This window comes from Mesorhizobium sp. C432A (assembly GCF_030323145.1).
Taxonomy (GTDB): Bacteria; Pseudomonadota; Alphaproteobacteria; order Rhizobiales; family Rhizobiaceae; genus Mesorhizobium.
In genome coordinates this window covers 628,774-652,385 of the sequence record NZ_CP100470.1, presented here as the reverse complement: position 1 = coordinate 652,385, position 23,612 = coordinate 628,774, and the positions used below count along the sequence as shown (strand labels likewise).

The window sequence follows — 23,612 nt, the reverse complement described above, 5'->3', positions numbered from 1 at the left end:
CAGGGGTTTCAAAATGACCAAACGCAACGACATCGATACGCTTCGCAATCTGTCCGGCGACATCTGGAACGTCGCCGTCGATGAGCACCAGGCCGGCTTCCTCAAGCGCCGCGATCTGCTGAAATACGCAGCCTTGATCGGCCTCACCGGCTTTGCCGCCTCGCAGGGACTTGCTGGTTTCGGCACGGCGCGCGCTGCCGGCGCCGGCGGCACGGTCCGCGTTGGGCTCGGACAGCCGACCAAGGCGATCGATCCCGTCTCCATCACCGATCCGGCCAGCATCGGCGTCATCAGCCAGGTCGGCGAATATCTCATCCTCGACGATCCCAAGGACGGTCTGCAGCCCAAGCTCGCTCTGTCGTGGGAGGCCGACGAGACCGCCAGCCGCTGGACCTTCAAATTGCGGCCGGGCGTAAAATTCCACGACGGCCGCACCGTCACCGCCAAGGATGTGGTGGCGAGCTTCGAGCGGCTGGTCGATCCGGCCAGCGGTTCGTCCGCTTTGTCGGCCTATAAGGGCATCCTGTCCAAGGGCGGCGCCAAGGTCGTCGACGACCAGACAGTCGCCTTCGATCTCGACGGGCCCAACAGCAACTTCCCCTTCTATGTCTCGTCCGACGTCTACAATGCCGTCATCCTGCCGGCCGACTATGCCGGCGATTTCGAGAAGAATTTCAACGGCACCGGCCCGTTCAAGCTCGAATCCTTCCGCCCCAAGCAGGGCGCCAGCTTCGTGCGCAACCCTGACTATTGGGGCGACAAGGCGCTGCCCGACCGCGTCGAAATCAAGTTCTTCGACGACGAGCAGGCGCAGGTGCTGGCGCTGCAGGCCGGCCAGCTCGACGTCATCCCGAGCACGACCCGGCTGGAATTGGCGATCGAGGGCAATCCCAACTTCAAGCTGCTCAGCGTGCAGGCAAGTTCGCATGACGAGGTGCATCTGAGGACCGACCAGGCGCCGTTCACCGACAAGCGCATCCGCCGCGCCTTGGCGCTCACCATCGACCGCGAGGCGGTGGTCAAGGGCTTGCTCAAGGGCCGCGCCATCATCGGCAACGACACCCCGTTCGCGCCGATCTTCCCCTCGGCCGATCCGTCGGTACCGCAGCGCAAGCAGGACATCGCCGAGGCCAAGCGCCTGCTTGGCGAGGCCGGCGTGCCGAACGGCTTCCCGGTGACGCTGACCACCGAGCGCGCCTATGACATTCCCGATTATGCCGTGCTGATCCAGAATTTTGCCAAGAAGGCCGGCATCGACATCAAGCTCAACGTGCTGCCGCAGGACGCCTATTATGGCTCGGCGAAGTTCGGCTCGTCGCCATGGCTCGATTCCAATCTCGGCATTACCGATTTTGGCCATCGCGGCACGCCCGACATCTTCCTCAACGCGACGCTGAAGAGTTCGGGCGCCTGGAACGCCGCGCATTTCAACAACCCGGCCTATGACGGGCTGCTGCTCGAATACGGCAAGGCCCGCGACCTTCAGGCGCAACGCCTTGCCGCGGGCAAGATCCAGACCTTGCTGCTGGACGAGACGCCGCTGATCATCAGCTACTTCTCGCAATACAGCCGCATCGTCTCGTCGAAGGTCGAGGGCGTCCGCTTCACGGCAATCTCGCATCTGCTGCTCGATCGCGTGACGTTCGCCCAGGCATGATTGCGAGACGTCCAGCCACTCCGGGCACCGGAATCCGATGCTGACCGGCCGCACTGTGTCGGTGCGGGCAGCCTCGCTTCTGCTCACGCTGTGGCTGGTCAGCATGCTGGTGTTCTTCGCCGGGCAGGTTCTGCCCGGCGATGTCGCCCGCCTCATGCTCGGGCCGTTCGCCGATGCCGAGGCCGTCGCGGCGCTGAACAGGCAGCTCGGCGCCGACCAGCCGGTGCTCGTGCAATACTGGCACTGGTTCAGCAGCGTGCTGTCAGGCGACTTCGGCACCTCCCTGTCGTTGCGTTTGCCGGTGGCGCCCTTCGTTCTGGAAAGCCTCAAGCGCTCGGCGGCCCTTGCCGGAATTATCCTCGTCTTTCTGTTGCCGCTGGGCATCGGCGCCGGCATCGTCGCCGGTCTCAACCAGGGCCGCTTTGTCGACCGCCTGATCGTACTCGCCGGCGTGTCCTTCGGCATCGTCCCGGACTTCGTCTCCGGCCTGCTGTTGCTCATCGTCTTCGGCCTGTGGCTGAACTGGTTCCCGATCACCGGCGCTGCTCCCGATGGCGCCGGGCTGTGGGTCAGTGGCTATTATCTGATCCTGCCGGCGCTGCCGCTGGTGCTGAACCTTGCCGGCTACATCGCCCGCATGACGCGGGCCGGTGTGATCGAGGCGCTGGCCGCCGACTATACGCGCACCGCCGTCCTGAAAGGCCTTGAGCGTCGCGAAATCCTCATCCGGCACGTGCTGCGTAATGCGCTGACGCCGACCATCGCCGTGCTGGCGACGCAGACCGGTTACATGCTTGGCGGGCTGGTGGTGATCGAAGCGCTGTTCGGCATACAGGGTCTCGGCAATCTGGTGCTCAACGCCGCCAAGTCGCGTGACTTCCCGATGCTCGAAGCCGGCGTGCTGGTCATGGCGACCATCTTCGTGCTGTCGGCCGCGGCAGGCGATCTCGTGAATGCCTTGCTCGATCCGCGGCAGCGCCGCCGTGTTTCGCCATGATGGAACTGATGGAATTGCCGGAGCGCCGTACGCTGGGCTGGCGGGCAGCAAGTCGCATCCGCGAGACTGTTTCGCAGCTGCCGCCCTCGGTGATCGTTGGATCGCTGATCCTGCTGTTCTGGGTCGGCTGCGCCGTGTTAGGCAGCCTGTTTGTGCCCTACGATCCCTATGCCGAGGATTTCCTCGTCATGCTGGCGCCGCCTGATGCCGCGCACTGGTTCGGCACCGACCAACTTGGCCGCGACGTGCTGTCGCGCATCGTCGTCGGCTCGCGTGACATCCTGCTGGTCGCGCCGGCAGCAACACTGCTCGGCGTTGCCGCCGGCAGCGTGCTTGGCCTCGTGCTCGGCTATTTCGACGGGCTGATCGACGCCATCGGCGCCAGGCTGCTCGACACGCTGATGGCCTTTCCCTTCATCGTCCTCGTCACCATGGCGCTGGTCGCGCTTGGGCCATCGAACCTCACCGTCATCCTTGTGATCGGCATCGCCTATGCCCCGCTGGTGGCACGGACGGTGCGTGCCGCCGTGCGCGAGCAGCGCGAACGCGACTATGTCAGCGCCGCTCGTCTCGGCGGCGAGAGCGCTCTTTCCATCATGTTCCTCGAGATCCTGCCTAATGTCAGGGAAACCATCCTCATCGAGCTGGTCACAAGGCTTGGCTACGCCTTCTTTTCGATCGCCACGCTGAGCTTCCTCGGCCTCGGCATCCAGCCTCCCTCAGCCGATTGGGGACTGGCGGTCGCCGACGGCTACGGCTTCCTGACCGGCGGCAAATGGTGGGTGGTGATCTTCAACTCCGCAGCCATCGTTTCGCTTGTCATGGCAACCAATCTGATCGCGCAAGGCATGGGGCCTTCGAAAACAGCGACCGGTGAAGAGCGGAACGCTCAGCAAAGCTGACGCGCAATCGCGGACCGTGCGCTAAAATCGTTCCTCGTGATTCGGCTCTGACAGGGCCTCAAAGCAAGGAACGGCATGAGCAAGGCCCTCATTACATTCGCATTGGTCGCGGTGCTCACCGCATTGCTCATGGCGCTCAGCCTGGCGGTCGCCAGGCACGGCTATCCCTATGGCGCGATCGGGGTGAGGCGGCTGGACGGCATCGCCGATGCCGGGTCGTTCCTGCCACTCGCCGCCGTCTATTTTTTCGGCGCCATGCTGATGATGATCCTGCCGATCCGCGCCGCCGGCATCGTCTTGACCCATGCTGCGGATGCGCTGTTCTGGGCGGTGATTGCCCTGTTCGCCACAATTGTCGGCTGTCTCGTCGCCCGCTGGGCTTTCGGCCAGAGCAGCGTGCTGTGGGCGCTCCTGAACTGGCGTTTCCTGTTCGCCGCGGCCATCGTTGGCAGCCATTTCACCATGAACGAGCTGCGCCGCAACATCCTGCTCAGGAGCTTGTTCTTCGTCATCTTCGCCGCGGCGACGCTGGCTTGCCTGTTCTGGACTTTTCCGACCTGACAGGGCCGCTTCATATTGTCCATCTTGAGGTCGCGGCTTTCATAGCCGCGCGCCATCGGCTATCCAGTCCGCAGCTAGATTTCAGCCCTCACAGTGTCGTCATTTGTCTGATAAATGATTCAGGCATACGGCACCCCCAGCGAACCAATACAAGGAAACCGCGACATGAGCCTGTTTCGTAAAAATCTGATCGATGGCGAGTGGGTGGGCGAGGCCGGCTCGCGCAACATCAATCCCTCGAACACGGGCGATGTCGTTGGCGAATATGCCTCGGCCGGCGCCGAGCAGGCAAAGCAGGCCATCGCGGCGGCCAAAGCCGCCTTCCCGGCCTGGTCGCGTTCGGCGCCGCTGGTGCGCCACGCCGTGCTGAAAAAGGCGTCGGACGAGATCATGGCGCGCAAGGACGAGATCGGCCGCGCGCTGTCGCGCGAAGAGGGCAAGACGCTGGCCGAGGGCATTGGCGAGACCATCCGCGCCGCCCAGATCTTCGACTTCTTCGCCGGCGAGACGCTGCGCCTGTCGGGTGAATTGGTGCCCAGCGTGCGCCCGGGCGTCGGCGTCGAGATCACCCGCGAAGCCGTCGGCGTGGTAGGCATCATCACCCCGTGGAATTTCCCGATCGCCATCCCCACCTGGAAGATCGCGCCGGCGTTGGCCCACGGCAACACCATCGTCTTCAAGCCGGCCGAATTGGTGCCGGAGAGCGCCTGGACCATCGTCGACATCCTGCACCGCGCCGGCCTGCCGAAAGGCGTGCTCAATTTGGTCATGGGCAAGGGCTCGGTGGTCGGCCAGGCCATGCTTGACAGCCCCGACCTCAACGCCATCACCTTCACCGGCTCGGTCGGCACCGGCAAACGCGTCGCCGCCGCAAGCGTCGAGCATATGCGCAAGTTCCAGCTCGAAATGGGCGGCAAGAACCCGATGGTCGTGCTTGATGACGCCGACCTCGCCACGGCGGTCGAATGCGCCATCAACGGCGCCTATTTCTCGACCGGCCAGCGTTGCACGGCCTCTTCTCGCCTGGTGGTGACCGAGGGCATTCACGACCGCTTCGTCGCCGCGCTCAAGGAGCGCCTGGAAAAGCTCGTCATCGGCGATGCGCTCGACACCAAGACCCAGATAGGACCGGTCGTCGATGCGAGCCAGCTCAAGCAGGACGAGGACTACATCGCCATCGGCAGCAAGGAAGGCGCCAACCTCGCTTTCGGCGGCGAGCGGCTCGATCGCGAAACGCCCGGCTTCTACCTCAGGCCGGCACTGTTCACCGAGAGCACCAACGCCATGCGCATTTCGCGCGAAGAAATCTTCGGGCCGGTCGCCAATGTCATCCGTGTCAAGGATTATGACGAGGCGCTGGCGGTTGCCAACGACACGCCCTTCGGCCTGACGTCCGGCATCTGCACCTCGAGCCTCAAGCATGCCACGCATTTCCGGCGCAACTCCGAAGCCGGCATGGTGATGGTCAATCTGCCGACGGCGGGCGTCGATTTCCACGTCCCGTTCGGTGGTCGCAAGGGATCGAGCTACGGCCCGCGCGAGCAGGGCCGCTATGCCGCGGAGTTCTACACCACGGTAAAGACAGCCTATACATTTGCCGGCTGATCGCGGGGGAACCGATGACGGCGGCGAAAGAGGACCTGACCTGGCTCAACCCACCGACGCATCATGTTGTCGGCGACGACACGGTGCATGTGCGCACCGGCAAGGAAACCGACTTCTGGCGCGAAACCTTTTACGGTTTCTGGCGTGACAATGGCCATTTCCTGTATCGGCCGGTCGAGGGTGACTTCAGCGCCGAAGTCACCGTCAAGGGCGACTACAAGGTGCTCTACGACCAGGCCGGGCTGATGCTGCGGCTGAGCGAAACGCACTGGATCAAGGCCGGCATCGAATACACCGACGGGCTGGCGTATTTCTCTGTCGTCGTCACCAACGACACCTCCGATTGGTCCCTTGTAGCCATCGCGGCCGGCCCCGACGGCGTCCGCATCCGCCTGACCCGCCACGCCGAGGCGATCCGCGTCCAGTATCTGGACTCCACCGATAGTCACTGGAAGCCGGTGCGGCTGGCCTATTTCCCGGTCTCGAAATCCGTCGATGTCGGCATGATGTGCTGCTCGCCGCAGCGCGAGGGTTTCGAAGTCACCTTTTCGGGCTTTACGGTCGGCCCGCCGATTTCCAGGCAGTTGCACGACTGAGGGCGATACCTAGCCGTCCGCGCGGTGCTGGAAGAACTGTAAAAACAGTTCTCTTTCGGTGGTGATGTCGAGCTTCTCATAGATGCGGCGGCGGTGGTTCTTCACCGTGCCAACGGTGATGCCGAGCCGCTCGGCGATGTTGGCGGTCGGGTGACCCGCCAGGATCAGCTGCACCAGTTCGCGCTCGCGCAAGGAAAGCTCCGGCCACAGGCTCGCAGGAATAGTCGGCTCTTGCCGGGGCGAGGCGCCGGGGCCGGTCGGCGCCGATGTGCGGGAGAATTCCGTCCCCCGCGCCTCAATGTCGAGTGCATGCAGCGCCTCGAACACCGGCAGCCGCTCGTCCAGCAGGGCGATCTCGCTCTCCTTGAAGGTGGAGGTCGAGCGGTCGAGGAAGATGCCGAGGCACCAGTCGCCGCCATCGGCCAGCATGATGCCGACCTCGTCGAAGATTTCCGACTGCGCCAGGAAGCCCGCTATGTACTGGCCGCGCTTGGCCTCGTCATCGGCAAGCCGCTTCAGCGGCAGGATGCCCAGCCGGCGTTCACGCCGCCACGAGGCATAGAACGGGTCGAAGACGTAGTAATTGTCGAGATAGCGCCGGACCATCTCGTCGGAGAAGCGCCGGTGCTTGATGAATTCCGGCGTCTGCGTCGCCGAATATCGGGTCACGGTGACGAGATCGTGCTCGATGTCGGCGCCGATCAGGTCAATCAGGCAGTCGACATGCCTGTCCGTACCGGTGGCGGCAATCGCCCTGGCGAGCAGCCCCCAGATATTGCCCATGCGCATGCCCTTTTCTCGGCGATCCCGGTCCGGCGGACATTGTGTCTTTTGGCATATGGCGCAAGGCCGCCCAAGGAATCTAGCTTGAGCCATCCTACAGCAATCCTGAGGCGACCGTGACCCAACCCAACCTCACCAGCCCCATCGTCGGCAATCCAATCGTCATCGGCATCGACGCCGGCGGCACCATGACCGACACGATCCTTGTCGACCAGGACGGCCACTTCAAGATCGGCAAGTCGGCAACCACGCCCAAGAACGAGGCCGAAGGCTTCCTCGCATCGGCCGAAGACGCGGCCGACGCCTGGGGCATCTCGCTGGAGCAGCTGTTCTCCGGCGTCAACGTCGTGCTCTATTCCGGCACCGGCATGCTCAACACACTGTTGTCGCGCACCGGCCGCCGACTCGGCCTGATCACCACCAAGGGTCTGGAAGACATGATCCTGATGGGCCGCGGCCTGCAGGCCTGGGCCGACTATTCCTATGCCGACCGGCTGCATGCGGTGACCCACCATCATCCCGATCCGCTGGTGCCGCGCCGTCGCACCCATGGCGTCACCGAGCGCATCGACCAGTTCGGCGACATCGTGCTGCCGCTCTACGAGCATGAAGTCGCGATTGCGGCCAGGAAGCTGATTGCCGACAAGGTCGAGGCGATCTGCATCATGACCATCTTCTCGCACGTCAATCCGGTGCACGAAAAGCGCATCGCCGAGATATGCCGCGAGGAGGTGCTGAAAGCCGGCGCCGACATCCTCATCTACACCAGCCACGAGGTCCGCCCGGTCATCCGCGAACAGTCGCGGCTGAACTCGGTGCTGATCGAAGCCTACGCGACGTCGCGCGGCCGCAAGCAGCTTAGGGGTATCGAGGACGTTTCGAAAAAATACGGCTTCAAATACGGCGTGCAGACGCTGCTGTCCTTTGGCGGCCTGACCTCAATCAACCATCCGCGCCTGCACGAAACCATGATTCCGGCCCGATCGGCGGTATTCTCGGCGCGGCCTATGTCGGCAAGCTCATCGGTAACGACTCCCTGATCTGCTCGGACATGGGCGGCACCTCCTTCGACATGGGCGTCATTTCGCGCGGCCAGACGCGGATCGAGAACGAGCCGCTGATGGACCGTTTCAAGCTCAACGTGCCGACGCTGCATCTCGACACGATCGGCGCCGGCGCCGGCATGATCCTCAAGGTCGACCCGCTGACCAAGAAAGTCTCGCTCGGGCCGGAAAGCGCCGGTTCCGACCCCGGCCCCATCTGCTTCGCCAAGGGCGGCACTGAACCCACCATCGCCGATTGCGACGCCATACTAGGCCGCCTCAACCCGTATTATTTCCTCGGCGGCAAGGTCGTCTTGCAGGTCGAGAAGGCGCGCAAAGCGTTTGAGGAAAAATGCTCCAGCATCCTTGGCGTCGGTGTCGAGGAGGCTGCCGAAGGCATGATCGACATGCTGGAAGCCGATGCCAACAACGCGCTGCGCCGGGTCATCTCCGGCCAGGGCATCCATCCCTCGGAATTCACGCTGCTGTCCTATGGCGGCTCGGGTCCGCTGCATCTGGCCGGCTGCTCCAGGGGCATCGGCTTCAAGGACATCATCACCTTCCAGTTTGCCGCCGCCTTCTCGGCCTTCGGCTGCACCACCGCCGATTTCATGCGTCGGCATTCGGTCTCGACGCAGCACGACATCGGCGCCCGCGCAAGCGATGACGAGCTGCTCGCTTTCGGCAAGAAGGTCACCGACGTCTGGAATGATCTCACCAAGGCGGCGGTCGACGAGATGATCAGCGACGGCCATATCAGAGACAAGATCAAGACCGTGCCGTTCCTGATGATGCGCTACACCGGCCAGCTCGAGGATGTCGAGGTCATGGCACCGCTTGCCGAGGTCAATTCGGCTGACGACATGCGTAGGGTCATCGACGAGTTCGAGGCGGTCTACGCCAAGGTCAACCATCGCGTTTCGCGCTATGGCGAAGCCGGCTTCACCATCACCGAGCTCGGATTGATCGCCACCGCCGACAAGGTCAAGCCGGTGCTCTTGAAGCGCCCGCTCGGCAAGTCGGCCCCGGCAGCAGCGCACAAGGGCGTGCGCGAGGCCTATATCGGGGGACGCTGGCACAAGGCCAATCTCTACGAGATGGACCTACTGCAGCCCGGCCATGAGGTGATCGGTCCGGCCATCATCGAACATCCCGCCACCACGCTCGTTGTTCATCCGCAGGACCGTGTCCATGTCGATGATTGGACGCTGCTGCACTACACCCATTCTTGAAAGGGCACCGCCATGTTGGACAGACCTGCCTCGGCCCTGCGCCTTCGCGAACGGCTGCTCGATTCAGAACGGCTGATGGAAGAGACCGGCTGCTATGACGGCATCACCGAGCTCACGCTACGCAACCAGGACCCGCTGAAATTCGAGACGCTGCACACCAAGCTGCGCGCCTATTGCGTCTCGGCCCGCGAAATGGCCCGCCGCATCTCGGCCTCGCCCGGCGTGCGCGAAGTCGGCGAAATGGTGGTGGCGATCTATACGCCCGAGGGCGATGCGATCGCGCTGTCCAACGGCATCATGGTCCACGTCCACACGATGAGCCGCTTCATCAAGTGGATGATCAAGAACGATTACGAGGAAAACCCGAAGATCCGCGAAGGCGACATCTTTGCCAACAACGATGCCTTCATCGGCACCGTGCAGGTGCCCGACGTCATGGACGTGGTGCCGATCTTCCATGAAGGCACGCTGGTCGGCTGGGCAGGTGCCGTCTGCCACGAGCTGGAGGCCGGCGGCATCACGCCCGGCGGCGACGTCTGCCTGGCGCAGGAGCGCTTCACCGAAGGCCTGTTCGTCTGCGCCGAAAAGATCGGCGAGAATGACGAGATCCGCCGCGACTACGTCATCCGCTGCGAGCGCAATCTGCGCATGCCGATCTACTGGGTGCTCGACGAGAAGGCCAAGGTTGCCTCCTGCATCGACATGCGCGAAAGCGTCAAGCAGCTGATTTCGGAGATCGGCCTCGACTACTGGATGAAGGTATCGAAGGAGTTCATCGAGGAGGGTCGTCGTGCCCAGCTCGCCCGCACCCGCCAGCTCACCGTGCCCGGCATCTATCGCGGCCACACCTTCTACGGCCATGTCACGGCGGGCAAGCCCGGCTTCCAGCTGCTTGGCGATCCCGACTGGCTCTACAACATCCCGATCGAGATGGAGATCACCACCGACGGCAAGATCACCATGGACTTCGAGGGCACGCAGCCCTGGGGCTACCATTCGATGAACTGCACGCCGGCCGGCATGGATGGCGGCATGTTCGTCACCTTGACCCAGCACATGAATTTCGAGGGCCTGGTCAATGACGGCGCCTGGATGGCGACCGAGCTGAAGCTGCCGCACGGCACCTGGACCAACCCCGACAATGAGATGGTGGCGACCGCCACATCCTGGGCGCTGCTGCTGCCGGCCTATGGCGTGTTCCAGCGCCTTTTGTCGCGCGGCTTCGTCGCGCGCGGCTTCGTCGAGGAAGCCTTCGTTGGCCAGGTCAACAGCCCGATGATCGAGATGGGCGGCGAAAGCCAGTACGGTACGCCGTTCGGCATGGCGCATTTCGAATGCGCCGCCGCCGGCTCCGGCGCGCTCGCCATCGCCGATGGCCTCGACACCGCCTATGTCGGCTGGAATCCGGAATCCGACATGGGCAACATCGAGGTCTGGGAACAATCGATGCCGTTGGTCTATATCGGCCGCTCGATCGTCCCCAATTCAGGGGGCGCCGGCAAATATCGCGGCGGCTGTTCCTTCGTCTCGACCTGGCTGATCAACAAGACCTCGCACCTGCGACTGCACACCTCGGAACACTCCTCGCGGGTATTCGACAATGGCGGCATGTGTGGCGGCTATCCCGCGCCGACCTGCCAGAAGCATCGCGCGGTACGCAATTCCAACATCCATGAACTGGCGGCAAAAGGCGAACCGCTCGCGCATGCCCCAGGTATCGATCCGCATGTCTCCGACTACGAGAAGAACATCGGCGGCGACCATGCCGTGGTCGAAGGCCCCTACATCACCTCGCCGCACAAGTCGGGGGACATCTTCAGCCATTCCTACAATGGTGGCGGCGGTTACGGCGACGTGCTGGAGCGCGATCCGGTCAAGACCGCCTGGGATGTCGAGAACGGTTTTCTCACCCGCCAGGCGGCGGTCCAGATTTTCGGCATCGTGCTGAAGGACGACGCCGAGGGTTATCCGGTTGCCGATATCGACGCCACCGTCGAACGTCGTGCCGCCATGCGCAAGGAGCGTCTGGCCAAGGCGATCCCGGTTTCGGACTGGATCGCTGCCGAACGCGGCCGTGTCGAGAAGGCCGACTTCGCGCCCGAGGTGAAGAAAATGTATGCCAGCGCGATCAAGCTATCGTCGCGCTTCACCAGGGATTTCAGCGATTTCTGGACCGTCGACGCCAGATCGATCTTCATGCCGGGAGCAAAGCCATGACCTCATACAGCAAGGAAGTCCTCGGCGATCTCTCAGCCGGCAAGCTGCCCTGGCCGCAGACAAAGCGCATCATGAGCGCCTACAAGGACGACGACCGCTTCTTCAAGATGCTCGCCGTCTATCAGGACCGTGTCGCATGGAAGGACCCGATCCTTCTGCCGGTCTCGGATCACCTGTTCATCTGCCAGAGCGGCGACGAGCGCATCACCCGTTGCGAATGCGGCCACTCCTTCGGCGACTATCGCAAGAACTGGAAGCTCAAGGCCGCGATCAACGTGCGCAACACCGAGGAGGCGCTGCGCGAGATCTATCCCAATAGCGATATCCCCGATCCGCAATGGATGGAAATCCGCGAATTCATCTGCCCGCAATGCGGCACCATGCATGAGGTCGAGGCGGCGGCTCCCGGCTACCCCATCGTGCACGACTTCGAACCCGATCTCGAAGGCTTCTATCGCGAGTGGCTGGGCAAACTGCTTTAGCGACGTGGTGACCAGCGCTGCAGGCAAGGTAGCGCTCGTCACCGGGCTGGGTCTAAGACTATGGCATCAAACGTCGGCATCGGAGATTCACTGCCCATGACAGACCTTTCCGGCCGCAGCGCGATCGTCACCGGCGGGTTTTCCGGCATGGGCTTCGCCATTGCGACGGCGTTGGCGCAGGCCGGCGCAAATGTAGCGGTCGGCTCCTACATCGCCCCCGCCGGCGCCGACAGAACCGACGCCGCCTACTATCCCGGCGCCGATGAAATCGAGCGCGTGCGGTTGGCCCTGTCGGCACACGGCACCAGGGTTTATGCCGCCCACCTCGATGTCCGCGATAGCGAGGTGACCAACCGGTTTGCGGCTGACGCACAAGCCGCCATCGGCCCGGGAGACATACTGGTCAATGCCGCGGGCACCACCGCCGAACAGCCGGTCTGCGGCCATTCCGACGCACTGTGGGACAAGATCGTCGACACCAATCTCAGCGGAGCGTTCCGCGTCACCCGAGCTGTGCTGCCCGGCATGATCGAGCGCGGCTGGGGCCGTATCGTCAACATCGGCTCGACAGCGGCTTCAGTCGGCTGGAAGGACAACCCGGCCTACTGCGCCTCGAAGGCCGGGCTGCTCGGCTTTACCCGCTGCGTGGCGCTGGAAGGCGCCGCGCACGGTGTCACTTGCGTCATGATCAGCCCGACCTGGGTCGAGACCGAACTGATGCGCCGCAACGTGGCGCAGGTCGTCGAGCGTGAGGGCAAGGGCAGAACCGCCGAGGAAGCCATGGCCGAGATCGCCAAGGGCAATCCCCAGCAGCGCATGCTGCAGCCGCAGGAAATCGCGGCTCTAGCAGTATTCCTGTGCTCGGATCTGGCCAAGGGCATCACCATGGAAAACATCCAGGTCACCGGCGGAGCGCTGTGGTAGCGGCCACAGATTGAATTTTCGAACGAGCGAGCCGCATTAACGCCATTTGTCGGTTGCATGGTCGTTTTGGCCCTGCTGCGGCAAATTTACCATTGAGTGACAGGCGATAGAGGTTATATTGTGCACTGCACAATGGTGCCCGCTGATCGGGGTCCGGCAAGGGCAGGTTCCGGCGATCGCGCATGCAAAGGGCGGACCTGACGCAGAAAAGCCGACCATGGGCGCTTCAGCCCAGCCGAAAGGCGGCAGCATGAGAAATCCGGTACGGATATGAAGATCCCGAAATCCATTCTGATCGATGCGGACAACAACAAGGCCTATGCCGCCTTCGCCGTTGCGGTGTCGGTCTTTGCCTTCGCCTACTCCACCAATTTCGGCCAGATCCTGATCCTCGCCTACTATCTGGTATGGCTGCCGCTGCTGTTCGTCGATTACCGGCGTTTCGCCCGCGATCTCTCCAGCGCCTGGCTGCCGCTGCTGTTTGCGGCCTATGTCTGCCTGTCGCTGTTCTGGTCGCAAGCGGCCGGCACCAGCGCGCGGGCGGGGCTGCAATATTTCTCCCACATGCTGTGCGCCTACATCGCGGCGCGCACCATCAGCACGCGCACGCTGGTGCTGGGCTCGCTGATCGGCATCTTCATCGTGCTGCTGTATTCGCTGAAGGTTGGCGCCTATGCGCTCGACACTATCGACGGCACCACCAATTTCGTCGGCGCCTTCGGCTCCAAGAACCAGATCGGCTTCTTCGCCTCGCTCGGCATCTTCTTCTGCTTCGCTTTTCTGGCCTTCTACCGGCGCAACTGGATGAGCTTCGTCTGGACCGCGCCGATCATCCTGCTGTCGGTCTATATGCTGGCGATCGCCCACTCGGCGACGTCGGTCGCTTCGCTTCCGGCGGTGATCGGTGTCGTTGCCTTGCTTGCCATGAGCAAGGTTCTGTCACGCCGCTACCGCCGCGTGCTGTTCGTCGTCGGCGCTACCGCGCTGGTCGGCGGTGTGATGGCTGCGCTGAACCTTGGCCTGCTCGATGTCGTGCTCGGCATCTTCGGCAAGGATTCGACGCTGACCGGCCGCACCTATCTCTGGGAACAGGGCTGGGCCGCCGCGCAGCAGCGTCCGGTGCTCGGTTATGGCTATGCCGCCTACTGGATCCAGGGTTTTGCCGATCCGGAACGGCTCTGGGCCGAGTTCTACATCTCCACCCGCACCGGCTTCCATTTCCACAACACCTATATCGAGACGCTGGTCGAGCTCGGCTTCATCGGCGTGACGATGCTGGCGCTGATCATCCTGCGCTCCTTCTGGGGCCATGTTTCGAAGGTGGTGTTCGGTGACTGGAGCGCCGATTCGGTGGTGCTCGCCGGCGCGGTCGGCATGATGCTGATCCGCTCCTTCTTCGAGGTCGAGATCCTCGGCCCCTATTTCATGGCCTCGTTCATCGTCTATTACGGCCTGTTCAAGCTGCGCCCGGTGCCGCTCGCCAGGGCAAGGCGGGCCTATGTTCCGGTGCCGGACGAGAACATCGCCAACGGCCGCATGCCGGCGCGCGTCTGACTTGCTTATCTCAGGCGACGGCGCGCTTGCGCAGCATCAGCCGCTGCAGGAAGCGGCGCAACGGCTCGTCATAGAGGCGCGTGGCGATGTCGGCGATGACGATGACGGAAACCGCCATGACGATGCCGAACCAGGGATGATGCGCGAACGGGTCGATCGCTGCGGCCTTGCCCGCCCCGGCGATGATCATCAGCAGCGGCGTGTGGATGATGTAGATTGGGTAGGAAATCCGCCCCAGCCAGCCATAGAGGCCTGACAGGCGCGGCGCCGTCGGCGCAATAGTGCCGACCACGACCAGCGCCGGGAAAACAAAGACCACGCAGGCGAGATCGTAGGCGACGCGCGCGCCGCCGGCCGGCGCGATGGCAAAGACGACGAGCGTCAGTGCGATCGCGGCCTCTATCCACCAGCCGCGCCGCAGAAAGCCGAGCCCGCTTTGATAGCGTGTCATGGACCGGCAAAGCAGCACGCCCAGGAAGAACGAGAAACAGACGCGCGGCAGGCCGCTGATGATGGTCGATCCGGTCATGCCGAAGTCGAGGGTGCCGGCGATGATAGAGACGACCACCAGCAACACCAGACTGACGGCAATGAGCGTGCTCAGCACGCGTTTCGTCAGCAGGAAGAAGACGGCGACATAGGCTATGTTGACGATCAGCTCGAAGAACAGCGACCACGACGCGGGGTTGAGCGGAAAGATCGTGTGATAGGCATCGCTGACCAGCGGGATGAAGAACATGCCGGTCGTCAGCATGGTGCCGATCTCGGAGATCGGCATGTATTCCGCCGGAATCAGCCGGTTCTTGACGACGAGATAGAAGAAACCGAGCAGCGTGCCGGCGAGGTAGAGCGGGTAGAGGCGTATCAGGCGGATCGCTACGAAGGTGCCGACGCCCATGCCGTTTTCGATCTTGCGGTCATAGGCATGCGCGATGACGAAGCCGCTGAGCAGGAAGAACAGGTCGACGGCCAAATAGCTCGACGGCAGCACCTTGCCGGCGGCCAGGAACGGCGAGAAGTGGTAGAGCATGACGCTGATCGCCGCGACGCCGCGGATGGCATCGAGATTGAGGTAGACGTGGCGCGGTGCGGCGGGCTGCATGGAATGCCTTCAAGCGGTCGAAAAACGGAAGTTCCCGCCCGCACCCTGGCGCGAACGAGCCGAACTGGTTCCTCCCGCCTCCATCGCGCGGGCCTCGCCGAGCGAGCCCGAGCGCTAGAGCAATTCCGGGAAAAGTGGGAAACGGTTTTCCGTCCGGAATTGCTCCAAACAAACAGGTTACTGGCTGGCCGTCGGCGCCAGCTTCACCTTGATGACGTCGCCCGGCAGCACCGGCGTATCTTCCTTGGCGTCGATCTCGCTGGTCTTGCCGTCCGTCACGCGCACCAGCGAATAGATGAGCGCCGGCTCTTCATTGTTGTTTGTGATGGCGGCGGTCGTGGCCGGGTCCGATGCCTGGGCCATCAGGCCCTGTTGCATGTTGACCCTGAGTGCGGCTTCGTTGAGGTCTGCTTCGACCTGCTGCCGGTCGGCGGCAAGTCTCGAGTTCAACGTGTTCTGGGCATCGATGGCATCCTGCGTCGCCTTGCTGACCGACTGCTTGGCGGTGAGGATCGCCGTCTCATAGTCCAGGATCTTGCCCTGCAGATCGGTGACCGACTGTTGCGAGGAAAGCAGGCGTGCGTTGGCGACCAGGCCCTTTTGCGCCAGCGGACCGATACTGTCCGCCTGCTGCTGCGCCAGGTCGACCTGCTTTTGCTGGTTGACGATCTTTTTCTGCAGCGCCTCGATTTCGGACTGCAGGACCCCTTTCAGATCGTCAAGCGCCTGCAGCTTCAGCTTCAACGCTTTCTGGTCGGAGATCAGGATCTGCATTTCGTCGGAGACGATTGTCGCCAGGCGCGGGTCGCCCTCGACTTCCTTAGGCGCCTCGAAACTCTCCTTGCCGGCGAGATCGGCATCGATGCGGGCACGCTTGACGATCAACCGCACGCGCTGGTCGTCATAAATGTCGAAATTGCCCTTGGCGGTGATCAGGTCCTTGCCGAGCTGGGTGCCCAAATCGGCGTTGCGCCGGATGCCGCCGGCGATGCTGATCGCCTTGAGCACGGTCAGCTCCGGCACATAGGGAAACTGGCCAGGCGTCTGGATCTCGCCCGAGATGTAGAACGGCCGGAACTGCACCATTTCCACCGAGGCTTCCGGCTTGTCCGACAAGGCAAGCTTGCGCTGCAGGGCGACGCTGATCGCGGCCGCAACCTCTGACGTGGTCTTGCCGGCGGCCGGCAGTTCGCCGACGAACGGCACCGACAAATTGCCGGCTGGACCGACCGAATATTCGCCGTTTACCGCCGACCAGTCACGGAACGTGCCTTCCACCGTCTGCCACTCGGCGACGCGGATGTTGAGCTTGTCTTGCGAGCCGAGCCGGTACTCGTCGGCCATGGCCGGAACCGCGAGCGACAGAGCGAGGCACGTGGCGACGAGCCGTGCCGGCCGCATCGGGCCGGCAAGGCGAAAATACGCTGATATGTCTGTTTTCAACTGACGTTTCCGATCCGTTTTGGCCCCATCCGCCCGATAGGCCTGCTGCCGAGTGCCTCCTTCGGAACCTGGCAGAACACTATGGCTGCAATGCGAGACCGGCCCATCGCCGAATAGCTTTGGACCGGATTGGCTTCGGGCCGTGCCGGCCCGATTGCTGACCAGTTGCGGTCGGTCAGTAGGAACCGCGCGACATCCACACCGCGGGCACGGTCTTGAGGATGATGCGAACGTCTTCGAACAGCGACCAGTTCTCGACATAGTGACGGTCGAACGCGACGCGACTGTCATAGGAGACATCGTTGCGTCCGCTGACCTGCCAGAGCCCGGTCAGGCCCGGCCGCGACTTCAAATAATAGACCGCGGCGCTGCCGTAGATCTCAAGCTCGTCGCGCACCACCGGGCGAGGCCCGACAAGGCTCATGTCGCCCTGCAGGATGTTGATGATCTGCGGCAGCTCGTCGAGGCTGAGCTTGCGCAGAACGGCGCCGACGCGGGTGACGCGCGGATCGTTCTTCAGCTTGCGGGTCGCGATCCATTCGGCGTTGGCTTCCGGATTGGCCGCGAGATAGGCGGCCAGCACACGTTCGCCGTCTTCGACCATGGTGCGGAACTTGAGGCAGGGGAAAATCCGCCCACCGCGTCCGATGCGCTTGTGGCCGTAGAAGATCGAGCCGCCGTCGGAAAGCTTGACCAGAAGGGCCACCATCAGGAACAGCGGGCTAAGCGCCACCAGGCCGACAAGTGAACCGAAAATATCGAAACTGCGCTTCAGCAGCCCGCCGATGGGTGGCGGAAAATCTACGCCGACATGCGAAAATGCCGCATTGGCCGACTTGGCAACGTCCCTCATGCAAAAGCTCCATACGTTGAACGGATGGTTTATGCCACGATACCAAAAAAATGCTGCAGCGCAACACACAATTTCCCATATGGCTGAAATAGTCACGTCAGGAATTGACTAAATAATAAACCCTCCTTGCCCAAATTTTGCCCTTTATGGCGGGTTTGTGACGAATAATTAGCAACCGTAGGAAATGTAATGCCTTTTTTCGGCGGGTTTTGGGCAAATCGTCCTTTGCCGCAGAGGGAACGGCTTTAACTGATTTTCGAATCACTGGCTTTGCTAAATTAATCAAGTAAAATACTAATCAACATTGCAGATTCTACTGTAGTATAAAGCGCATGACGAGTTAGGCCACCACCCCTGCGTGTGCATCGCAGCATGGCGGAGTCCAAGCCGCCGCCAAGCCGAAAATTATTGCTGGTTGCCCTTGCCGTCAGTTTCGCGCCTTAATAGAGTCGCAAATTATTCCTGATAGAGTCTGGATGGGTTGGGAAGGCCGGAAGCAACCGGCCGAAAAAGAGCAGCTAAATAAGCTCGCATGGCGAATGGGGAGATACTCGGGTGGGTAAGTCATCGCTTTTGCATGCTCGGGCCGGTTGACGGGCCGCCGAACATGTCATTACCAAAATTCGTCATTGGAATGGTTTTCGCCCTCGCGATCGTGGTCGCGTGGTCCTATGTCGACGGCGCGACGGTCACCACAACGGTGCTTCGCGTCATCGGCTGCGCTGTCCTCATCCAAATCGGTTATTTCCTGCTGGTGTATGTGATGATCGCCAGGAGCGCGCCGACATCGGCCGACAGGGCTCGCGACGCCGAAAGAAGCCTCGGCGCCGACAAGGCGGTTGAAGGCGAGAAGCTCTCGGCGAGGCGCAGCGTGCATTGAACAGTCTGAAGCCGCAAGGTCGGCCTCGGATCATCTTGCAGCCGGACTCAGCCTGCTTCGGCCGGCTCGGGTTCCGATTGCTCGCCTGAAAGCATTTTCGACAGGCGGCTGCCGGCCTTCGCTTTCAACCTCTGATATTGCCCCACTTCGACGATTCGTCCGTTTTCGACTGCAACCACCCAGTCGGCGAAGGCGATCATCGATGGCCTGTGCGCAATGGTCAGGATCGTCATCGATCCGCGCAAGCCGTCGATCGATTTGGCGATCAGGGACTGGTTCTGCCAGTCGAGCGCGCTGGTCGCCTCGTCGAGAATGAGCAGCGAAGGTTTGCGCAGCAGCGCGCGCGCCAGCGCGATGCGCTGGCGTTCGCCGCCCGAGAGCCGGACGCCGCGGTCGCCGACCACCGTGTCGAGCCGCAACTCCAGCCGCTCGACGAAGTCGGCGCCATGCGCAGCGCGCAGTGCAGTCCACAGCTCCGCGTCACTGGCTTGCGGCGCGGCAAGGCGCAGATTGGCGGCGATCGTATCGTGCAGCAGGAACACGTCTTGCGGCACATACGCCACCTGGTCGCGCCAGCGCCGGCGGTTGGCGGCGCCGATCTCGACGCCATCGGCCAGGATTTTGCCCTCGCTCGGTTCGAGCAGGCCAAGCAGCATGTCGGCAAGCGTGCTCTTGCCCGAGCCTGACGGACCGATCAGCGCCGTTACCTTGCCGGCGGGAAGGCCAAACGTCACATCGCTCACCACCGGCTTGCCGCCGGCCTCATAGGCAAAGGAGACGTTGCGGATGTTGAGCCCGACATCGAGCGACAGCTTGGCATCCGATTCGAGGTTTGCCGGCTCGCTTTCGGCATCGAAACGCGCCTGCATGTCGCGCATCGAGGCATAGGCCGGCAGATTGATCAGCACCTGCTGCGCCTGCATCTGCATGTCCATGAAACGCGGCGCGATGCGCATGAACACCAGAAGCAAGACTACGATCTCGGCCAGTGAGAGGTTGAAGCGGACCAGGGCGACATAGATGAACAGGCTCAGACCAATGACGCTGGCGACCTGGAACAGCGCGGTGCCGATGGTGCTGTTGCGCACATAGTTGATGTTGTCGGCCTTCATCTTCTCCAGCGTCGCGCGAAGCTGCGCGTAATAGGTCGCCTCGACATTCAGGCTCTTGGCCACCTTGATGCCGCCGAGGAACTCCGAGACCGTTCGGTACTGCTCCTGGCGATTGCTGGTCAAGACCCGGCCGAAGGCGCTGGCTCGTGCCCGAAACGGCTGCAGTGCCAGGAAGGTGACGATGCCGACGACAATGGCAAACGCCGTCATCACTGGCGAAATGAACAGCGAGACAACGAGATAACCCGCCAGAAGCACGGCGATCTGCACCAGCATCAGCAGCGAGAACGCCGCCGACTGCACGCGGTCGATATCGCCGGTCAGCGCATGGTCGAGATCGGAGCTGCGCATGCGCGCGAATATCCCCCACCGCGCCTTGCCGATGCTCTCGAACAGGTTCATGCGCAGGCGATTGATGAAGTCGAGCAGCAGTCGCGCCATGTAGACGGATTTATAGCGGTTGAACGCTGCCTGCAGCGCGACAAGCCCGACCAGCAGGCAAAGCACCGTGGTCAATTGCAGCGTTCCGTCCGGAGCCAGCCAGCGCACCCAGTCGCGGTCAGGCAACCTGACCGCGAAATTCTGCTCGGGTCGCCCGACCAGATGCAGCAGCGGCACCAGAAGCAGGATCGAGATGCCTTCGGTCAGGCTTCCCAGGATCAGGAACAGCAATGCCGTGAAGGTCCTGCGCCCGCCGATCCGGGCCATGGCGGCGCCGAAGCCGGCGACATCGCGGTAAAACGAAAAGCGCAGGATCTGCGATGCGGACATGTCAGTCACCGCGGCCCTTTGTCGGCCGCCAGATCGTTTTCGATCAGGGCGACGGCTTCGCCGATACGGTCGAGCCCGGTGGGCACTTCGAGGCGACAGACGCCGATCTGGCTGGCCAGGGCGGCGCATTGGCGAAGATGTGTCGTGGCAAAATCGCCGACCAGGGCTGGACGGCCGAAACGCGTCACATAGGAAAATTTGATGATTGCCGGCAGGGCGCCGATGCCTGGCAGCGGCGTGATCGCTGCCTTGTCGCTGCGCTCGAGGATATAGATCCGGGTCGCCGGCACCGCGTCTGCCGCAAATCCGGCGTGCAGGCGATGCTGCATCTTGTGGATCGCCGCATGCACCTGCGGGCGTATTTCTGCCTGGCGGATGGGAAACGCGGCGGCGGCATCAGCGGCGAGCTTCAACTGCGGAAAACCCGGAACGATCATCGGCCGGTCCGTGAGATCGAGCGCCACGACATCGTCGGTCAGCAAGCGATGGCCGGCGCGGATCATCGCGCTCGCCGTCGTCGATTTCCCGGCGCCCTTGTCGCCCATGAAAACAGCGCTTTTGACGCCGACGGCAATGGCGCTGGCGTGCAGGATGAGCAGGCCGCGCTGGTGCAGGAGCAGTGCCATGACCGGACCGAGCAGCGGAAACGCCAGCAGTGCATCGTCGACATCAGGCGCCGGCTCCACCTCGATGCGGCAGGCATCGGTAATCAGGAATGCGCCGACCGTCTGCCATGCCAGATATTGCTGCCGCGCCTCGAAGCGGAAAGCAGTTCCGGTCTCGGGCGAGGGTTTTGGCAAGTCGATCGGGCCGACTGTAATCACCACATCGACCGCCGCCGGCGCGCTCGGCTCCAGCTCGGGCAATTCGACCTGCGAACCGATCGTCAGGCCATAAGCCCTGTAGAAGCGTTGCGCGCGAGCCTTGGGATGGCCGGCATCGCGGATCGAATCGGTGGTGAGTGGCATGTTGGCCGGCATCATCAGTGGCTCCCGCGCTGTTGCACCTGCCGCAGCCACAACGATAGCGAAATCGAACGCCATACATACTGGACATCGGGCAAGGTCGCGGCCTCGGGTTGGCTGGAAATGCGGCCATAGGCGGCGGTCACCTCAGGCAGGTTGACGTAAGGGGCAATCCGCGCCGCATCTTTCACCAGCACCTTGTCCAGGAGATCGCGGTGGTTGCCCAGCATGCCTTTGACCAAATTGGAGGTGAAATCGATCTTGTCGCGCCGCCACTGCACCGCCGGGGGCAAAATTCCTTCCATGGCACGGCGCAACACCGAGCGGCCAAAGCCCTGGTTCAGCTTTTCCGCGCCGGGCAGTGCCAGGCAGAACTCGACCAGAGGCTTGTCCCAGAAGGGGTAGCGCGGCTCGACGCCGAAATTCGCCGCCGCCTTGTCGAGTACCTCGAAGGCGTGCGGCACCATGCCGTTCGACAGCAGCCAGCGATGGGTCAAGGTCTCGCTGGCGCTGACCGCGGGCGACATGTAGCCGGCCCTGCGGAACCGTTCGACGAGGTCGGTACGCATCGCCAGGTCCGGATTGATCAGGGCGCGCCAGCTCGTCGCCGGCCGCCCAGTGGGATGGCGCCGCAATTTGCCAAGCACGCGGTTCGCGAACCGCTTGATTCTCGCGATGCGCCAGGCCGGCCCGTAAAGGGTAAGGAACTGGTAGTAGAGGCCGAGCATGCCATCGCCATAGGTGTTGGAGGCGCTGCGCAGCTCGCGCCACAGCTCCATCCATTTGCCGGCATAGGCGAGTTCGTGCAGATGGCCGTGGCCCTGCGAAACCACCTCGTCGCCTCCATGGCCGTCGAGCAGAACCTTCATGCCCTTGCCGCCGGCGGTCCTGTAGATGTCGCGGGTCAGCGACAGGCCGGGCGCAAGAAACGTTTCTTCCTGCTCCTCCAGGATGCGGTCGAATTCGGCGAAGGGGCATAATTGCCGACCGAAATCAAAGTGCCGTCGACCTTCTCCTGTCCAAGCACTGCCTCGATGAAAGGCCGCTCGTCCATCGGCGAACCCTTTTCGAACACCAGCGAAAACGTCGGCAGCCTCGGCTTTCTCTGCGCGGCATTCTGAAGGCCCGCCACGCAGGCGATCGAGGAGGAATCGAGCCCTCCGCTCAGCATTGCGCCGACCGCAGGCGTGCCGCGCATGCGGTTGCGGACCGATTGCGAGAACAGATGCCGGAATTCCTCGACCGTATCCGATCGCATCGGCCTTGGCGAGGGTTCGATCTGCCAGTAGCGACGCAGCACCACCTGTTTGCCGGTCACGGTCAGACTGTGGCGCGCCGGCAGGCGGAAGATATCGGCATAGGCTGTCGATTGCGGATCGTCGGGCAGCCCGGCGAGGAAGCCGGAAATCTGGTGTTCGCTGATGCGCATGTCGACGCCGCCGACATCGAGGATCGGCCCGATCTCCGAGGCAAAGACGAAGCGCCGGTCGCTCGAATGATAGTAGAACGGTTTGACGCCGAAATGGTCGCGCACGCAAAACAGCTGCCGGCGCTCGCCATCCCAGATGGCAAAGGCGAAGTCGCCTTGCAGATGCTCGGGGCAGGCTTCGCCCCAGCGCAGATAGGCGCGCATCAACAGCACGGCGTCGGCAACCGAACTGTCCCTGATGCCAAGCCTGGCCAGCAATTCGTCGCGATTGTCCAGCCGGCAGTCCGCGGTGATCGCGAGCTTGCCGCCGGCCATGGTCAGCGGGCCGGGGCCGGCTTCATCGGTGGTGTTGAGCCAGGCGTGGCCAAGAACGACGCCCTCGTCCATCCACCACGAACTGCCGTCAGGCGCGCGATGTTGCATGCGGGCAAGCATGCGCTGGATGTCGGCCGCGGCGGCCGGCTTGCCTTCCTGCCTCAGCAGAATTCCGGCGACGCCGCTCAT

Annotated in this window: 19 protein-coding genes and 1 pseudogene; 12 read left to right on the top strand and 8 right to left on the bottom strand. The window is 63.0% G+C overall.

Annotation, left to right across the window (positions count from 1 at the left end):
- Positions 1-13: 13 nt before the first annotated feature.
- From NLY33_RS02955 to NLY33_RS02930, 6 genes are all read left to right on the top strand, one after another.
- Complete coding sequence (locus NLY33_RS02955; protein WP_023703589.1) at positions 14-1,657, top strand: ABC transporter substrate-binding protein; 1,644 nt, start codon at positions 14-16, stop codon at positions 1,655-1,657.
- Positions 1,658-1,694: 37 nt separating this feature from the next.
- Positions 1,695-2,654 carry an ABC transporter permease gene (locus NLY33_RS02950; protein ID WP_031196280.1) on the top strand — a complete coding sequence of 320 codons (960 nt, stop codon included), beginning with the start codon at positions 1,695-1,697 and terminating at the stop codon, positions 2,652-2,654.
- The gene (locus tag NLY33_RS02945) at positions 2,651-3,556 is read left to right on the top strand and encodes an ABC transporter permease (RefSeq protein ID WP_286439495.1); all 906 of its coding nucleotides are present in this window, start codon (positions 2,651-2,653) and stop codon (positions 3,554-3,556) included. The genes NLY33_RS02950 and NLY33_RS02945 overlap by 4 nt, the downstream gene beginning before the upstream one ends.
- Positions 3,557-3,631: 75 nt before the next feature.
- Positions 3,632-4,117 (top strand): hypothetical protein, encoded by a 486-nt coding sequence (locus NLY33_RS02940; protein ID WP_023694218.1) that lies wholly within the window; start codon positions 3,632-3,634, stop codon positions 4,115-4,117.
- 165 nt (positions 4,118-4,282) lie between these two features.
- Positions 4,283-5,722, top strand: a complete 1,440-nt coding sequence (locus tag NLY33_RS02935) for an aldehyde dehydrogenase family protein (protein ID WP_023684246.1) — start codon at positions 4,283-4,285, stop codon at positions 5,720-5,722.
- Between the two features lie 14 nt (positions 5,723-5,736).
- Complete coding sequence (locus NLY33_RS02930; protein ID WP_023703587.1) at positions 5,737-6,318, top strand: DUF1349 domain-containing protein; 582 nt, start codon at positions 5,737-5,739, stop codon at positions 6,316-6,318.
- A 9-nt stretch (positions 6,319-6,327) separates the two neighbouring features.
- On the opposite strand, the gene NLY33_RS02925 is transcribed toward NLY33_RS02930, so the two are convergent.
- Positions 6,328-7,107, bottom strand: a complete 780-nt coding sequence (locus NLY33_RS02925; RefSeq protein ID WP_023703586.1) for a helix-turn-helix transcriptional regulator — start codon at positions 7,105-7,107, stop codon at positions 6,328-6,330.
- Between the two features lie 182 nt (positions 7,108-7,289).
- On the opposite strand from NLY33_RS02925, the pseudogene NLY33_RS02920 reads away from it, so the two are divergent.
- The 5 genes and pseudogenes from NLY33_RS02920 to NLY33_RS02900 all read left to right on the top strand — a co-directional run bounded on the left by NLY33_RS02920 (position 7,290) and on the right by NLY33_RS02900 (position 14,553).
- Positions 7,290-9,376 (top strand): annotated as a pseudogene (locus NLY33_RS02920) (hydantoinase/oxoprolinase family protein).
- A 12-nt stretch (positions 9,377-9,388) separates the two neighbouring features.
- Complete coding sequence (locus NLY33_RS02915) at positions 9,389-11,593, top strand: hydantoinase B/oxoprolinase family protein (RefSeq protein WP_023707793.1); 2,205 nt, start codon at positions 9,389-9,391, stop codon at positions 11,591-11,593.
- Positions 11,590-12,075, top strand: coding sequence for an acetone carboxylase subunit gamma (locus NLY33_RS02910; RefSeq protein WP_023703583.1), 486 nt, complete (start codon positions 11,590-11,592; stop codon positions 12,073-12,075). The genes NLY33_RS02915 and NLY33_RS02910 overlap by 4 nt, the downstream gene beginning before the upstream one ends.
- Before the next feature lie 96 nt (positions 12,076-12,171).
- A complete protein-coding gene (locus NLY33_RS02905) occupies positions 12,172-12,999 on the top strand; it encodes an SDR family NAD(P)-dependent oxidoreductase (RefSeq protein ID WP_023703582.1) in 828 nt (275 codons plus the stop codon).
- A 270-nt stretch (positions 13,000-13,269) separates the two neighbouring features.
- Positions 13,270-14,553, top strand: coding sequence for an O-antigen ligase family protein (locus NLY33_RS02900; protein WP_023707794.1), 1,284 nt, complete (start codon positions 13,270-13,272; stop codon positions 14,551-14,553).
- A 10-nt stretch (positions 14,554-14,563) separates the two neighbouring features.
- Here the strand turns inward: NLY33_RS02900 and NLY33_RS02895 are convergent, their stop codons facing one another.
- The 3 genes from NLY33_RS02895 to NLY33_RS02885 all read right to left on the bottom strand — a co-directional run bounded on the left by NLY33_RS02895 (position 14,564) and on the right by NLY33_RS02885 (position 17,951).
- Positions 14,564-15,655 (bottom strand): acyltransferase family protein, encoded by a 1,092-nt coding sequence (locus tag NLY33_RS02895; RefSeq protein WP_023707795.1) that lies wholly within the window; start codon positions 15,653-15,655, stop codon positions 14,564-14,566.
- Between the two features lie 177 nt (positions 15,656-15,832).
- On the bottom strand, positions 15,833-17,056 hold the full coding sequence (locus NLY33_RS02890) for a polysaccharide biosynthesis/export family protein (protein ID WP_032891595.1): 1,224 nt from the start codon (positions 17,054-17,056) through the stop codon (positions 15,833-15,835).
- 217 nt (positions 17,057-17,273) lie between these two features.
- Positions 17,274-17,951, bottom strand: coding sequence for a sugar transferase (locus NLY33_RS02885; protein ID WP_023668816.1), 678 nt, complete (start codon positions 17,949-17,951; stop codon positions 17,274-17,276).
- Positions 17,952-18,558: 607 nt separating this feature from the next.
- Between NLY33_RS02885 and NLY33_RS02880 the strand changes: the two genes are divergently transcribed.
- On the top strand, positions 18,559-18,831 hold the full coding sequence (locus NLY33_RS02880; protein WP_023668815.1) for an exopolysaccharide production repressor protein: 273 nt from the start codon (positions 18,559-18,561) through the stop codon (positions 18,829-18,831).
- Between the two features lie 47 nt (positions 18,832-18,878).
- On the opposite strand, the gene NLY33_RS02875 is transcribed toward NLY33_RS02880, so the two are convergent.
- From NLY33_RS02875 to NLY33_RS29605, 4 genes are read right to left on the bottom strand one after another with little or no spacing between them, the layout of a single operon-like run.
- Positions 18,879-20,714: an ABC transporter ATP-binding protein gene (locus tag NLY33_RS02875; protein WP_023703578.1), complete on the bottom strand. Its 1,836-nt coding sequence runs from the start codon at positions 20,712-20,714 to the stop codon at positions 18,879-18,881.
- A 5-nt stretch (positions 20,715-20,719) separates the two neighbouring features.
- Complete coding sequence (locus NLY33_RS02870) at positions 20,720-21,697, bottom strand: phosphoenolpyruvate carboxykinase (ATP) (RefSeq protein ID WP_023707796.1); 978 nt, start codon at positions 21,695-21,697, stop codon at positions 20,720-20,722.
- Positions 21,697-22,587, bottom strand: a complete 891-nt coding sequence (locus tag NLY33_RS29610; protein ID WP_502882072.1) for an asparagine synthase-related protein — start codon at positions 22,585-22,587, stop codon at positions 21,697-21,699. The genes NLY33_RS02870 and NLY33_RS29610 overlap by 1 nt, the downstream gene beginning before the upstream one ends.
- Positions 22,584-23,612 carry an asparagine synthase-related protein gene (locus tag NLY33_RS29605; protein WP_502882064.1) on the bottom strand — a complete coding sequence of 343 codons (1,029 nt, stop codon included), beginning with the start codon at positions 23,610-23,612 and terminating at the stop codon, positions 22,584-22,586. The genes NLY33_RS29610 and NLY33_RS29605 overlap by 4 nt, the downstream gene beginning before the upstream one ends.

Excerpts from the sequence above, each read along its gene's own strand:
- NLY33_RS02955 (WP_023703589.1), top strand. The coding sequence starts at position 14 with ATGACCAAACGCAACGACATCGATACGCTTCGCAATCTGTCCGGCGAC.
- NLY33_RS02950 (WP_031196280.1), top strand. The coding sequence starts at position 1,695 with ATGCTGACCGGCCGCACTGTGTCGGTGCGGGCAGCCTCGCTTCTGCTC.
- NLY33_RS02945 (WP_286439495.1), top strand. The coding sequence starts at position 2,651 with ATGATGGAACTGATGGAATTGCCGGAGCGCCGTACGCTGGGCTGGCGG.
- NLY33_RS02940 (WP_023694218.1), top strand. The coding sequence starts at position 3,632 with ATGAGCAAGGCCCTCATTACATTCGCATTGGTCGCGGTGCTCACCGCA.
- NLY33_RS02935 (WP_023684246.1), top strand. The coding sequence starts at position 4,283 with ATGAGCCTGTTTCGTAAAAATCTGATCGATGGCGAGTGGGTGGGCGAG.
- NLY33_RS02930 (WP_023703587.1), top strand. The coding sequence starts at position 5,737 with ATGACGGCGGCGAAAGAGGACCTGACCTGGCTCAACCCACCGACGCAT.
- NLY33_RS02925 (WP_023703586.1), bottom strand. The coding sequence starts at position 7,107 with ATGCGCATGGGCAATATCTGGGGGCTGCTCGCCAGGGCGATTGCCGCC.
- NLY33_RS02915 (WP_023707793.1), top strand. The coding sequence starts at position 9,389 with ATGTTGGACAGACCTGCCTCGGCCCTGCGCCTTCGCGAACGGCTGCTC.
- NLY33_RS02910 (WP_023703583.1), top strand. The coding sequence starts at position 11,590 with ATGACCTCATACAGCAAGGAAGTCCTCGGCGATCTCTCAGCCGGCAAG.
- NLY33_RS02905 (WP_023703582.1), top strand. The coding sequence starts at position 12,172 with ATGACAGACCTTTCCGGCCGCAGCGCGATCGTCACCGGCGGGTTTTCC.
- NLY33_RS02900 (WP_023707794.1), top strand. The coding sequence starts at position 13,270 with ATGAAGATCCCGAAATCCATTCTGATCGATGCGGACAACAACAAGGCC.
- NLY33_RS02895 (WP_023707795.1), bottom strand. The coding sequence starts at position 15,655 with ATGCAGCCCGCCGCACCGCGCCACGTCTACCTCAATCTCGATGCCATC.
- NLY33_RS02890 (WP_032891595.1), bottom strand. The coding sequence starts at position 17,056 with ATGCGGCCGGCACGGCTCGTCGCCACGTGCCTCGCTCTGTCGCTCGCG.
- NLY33_RS02885 (WP_023668816.1), bottom strand. The coding sequence starts at position 17,951 with ATGAGGGACGTTGCCAAGTCGGCCAATGCGGCATTTTCGCATGTCGGC.
- NLY33_RS02880 (WP_023668815.1), top strand. The coding sequence starts at position 18,559 with ATGTCATTACCAAAATTCGTCATTGGAATGGTTTTCGCCCTCGCGATC.
- NLY33_RS02875 (WP_023703578.1), bottom strand. The coding sequence starts at position 20,714 with ATGTCCGCATCGCAGATCCTGCGCTTTTCGTTTTACCGCGATGTCGCC.
- NLY33_RS02870 (WP_023707796.1), bottom strand. The coding sequence starts at position 21,697 with ATGATGCCGGCCAACATGCCACTCACCACCGATTCGATCCGCGATGCC.
- NLY33_RS29605 (WP_502882064.1), bottom strand. The coding sequence starts at position 23,612 with ATGAGCGGCGTCGCCGGAATTCTGCTGAGGCAGGAAGGCAAGCCGGCC.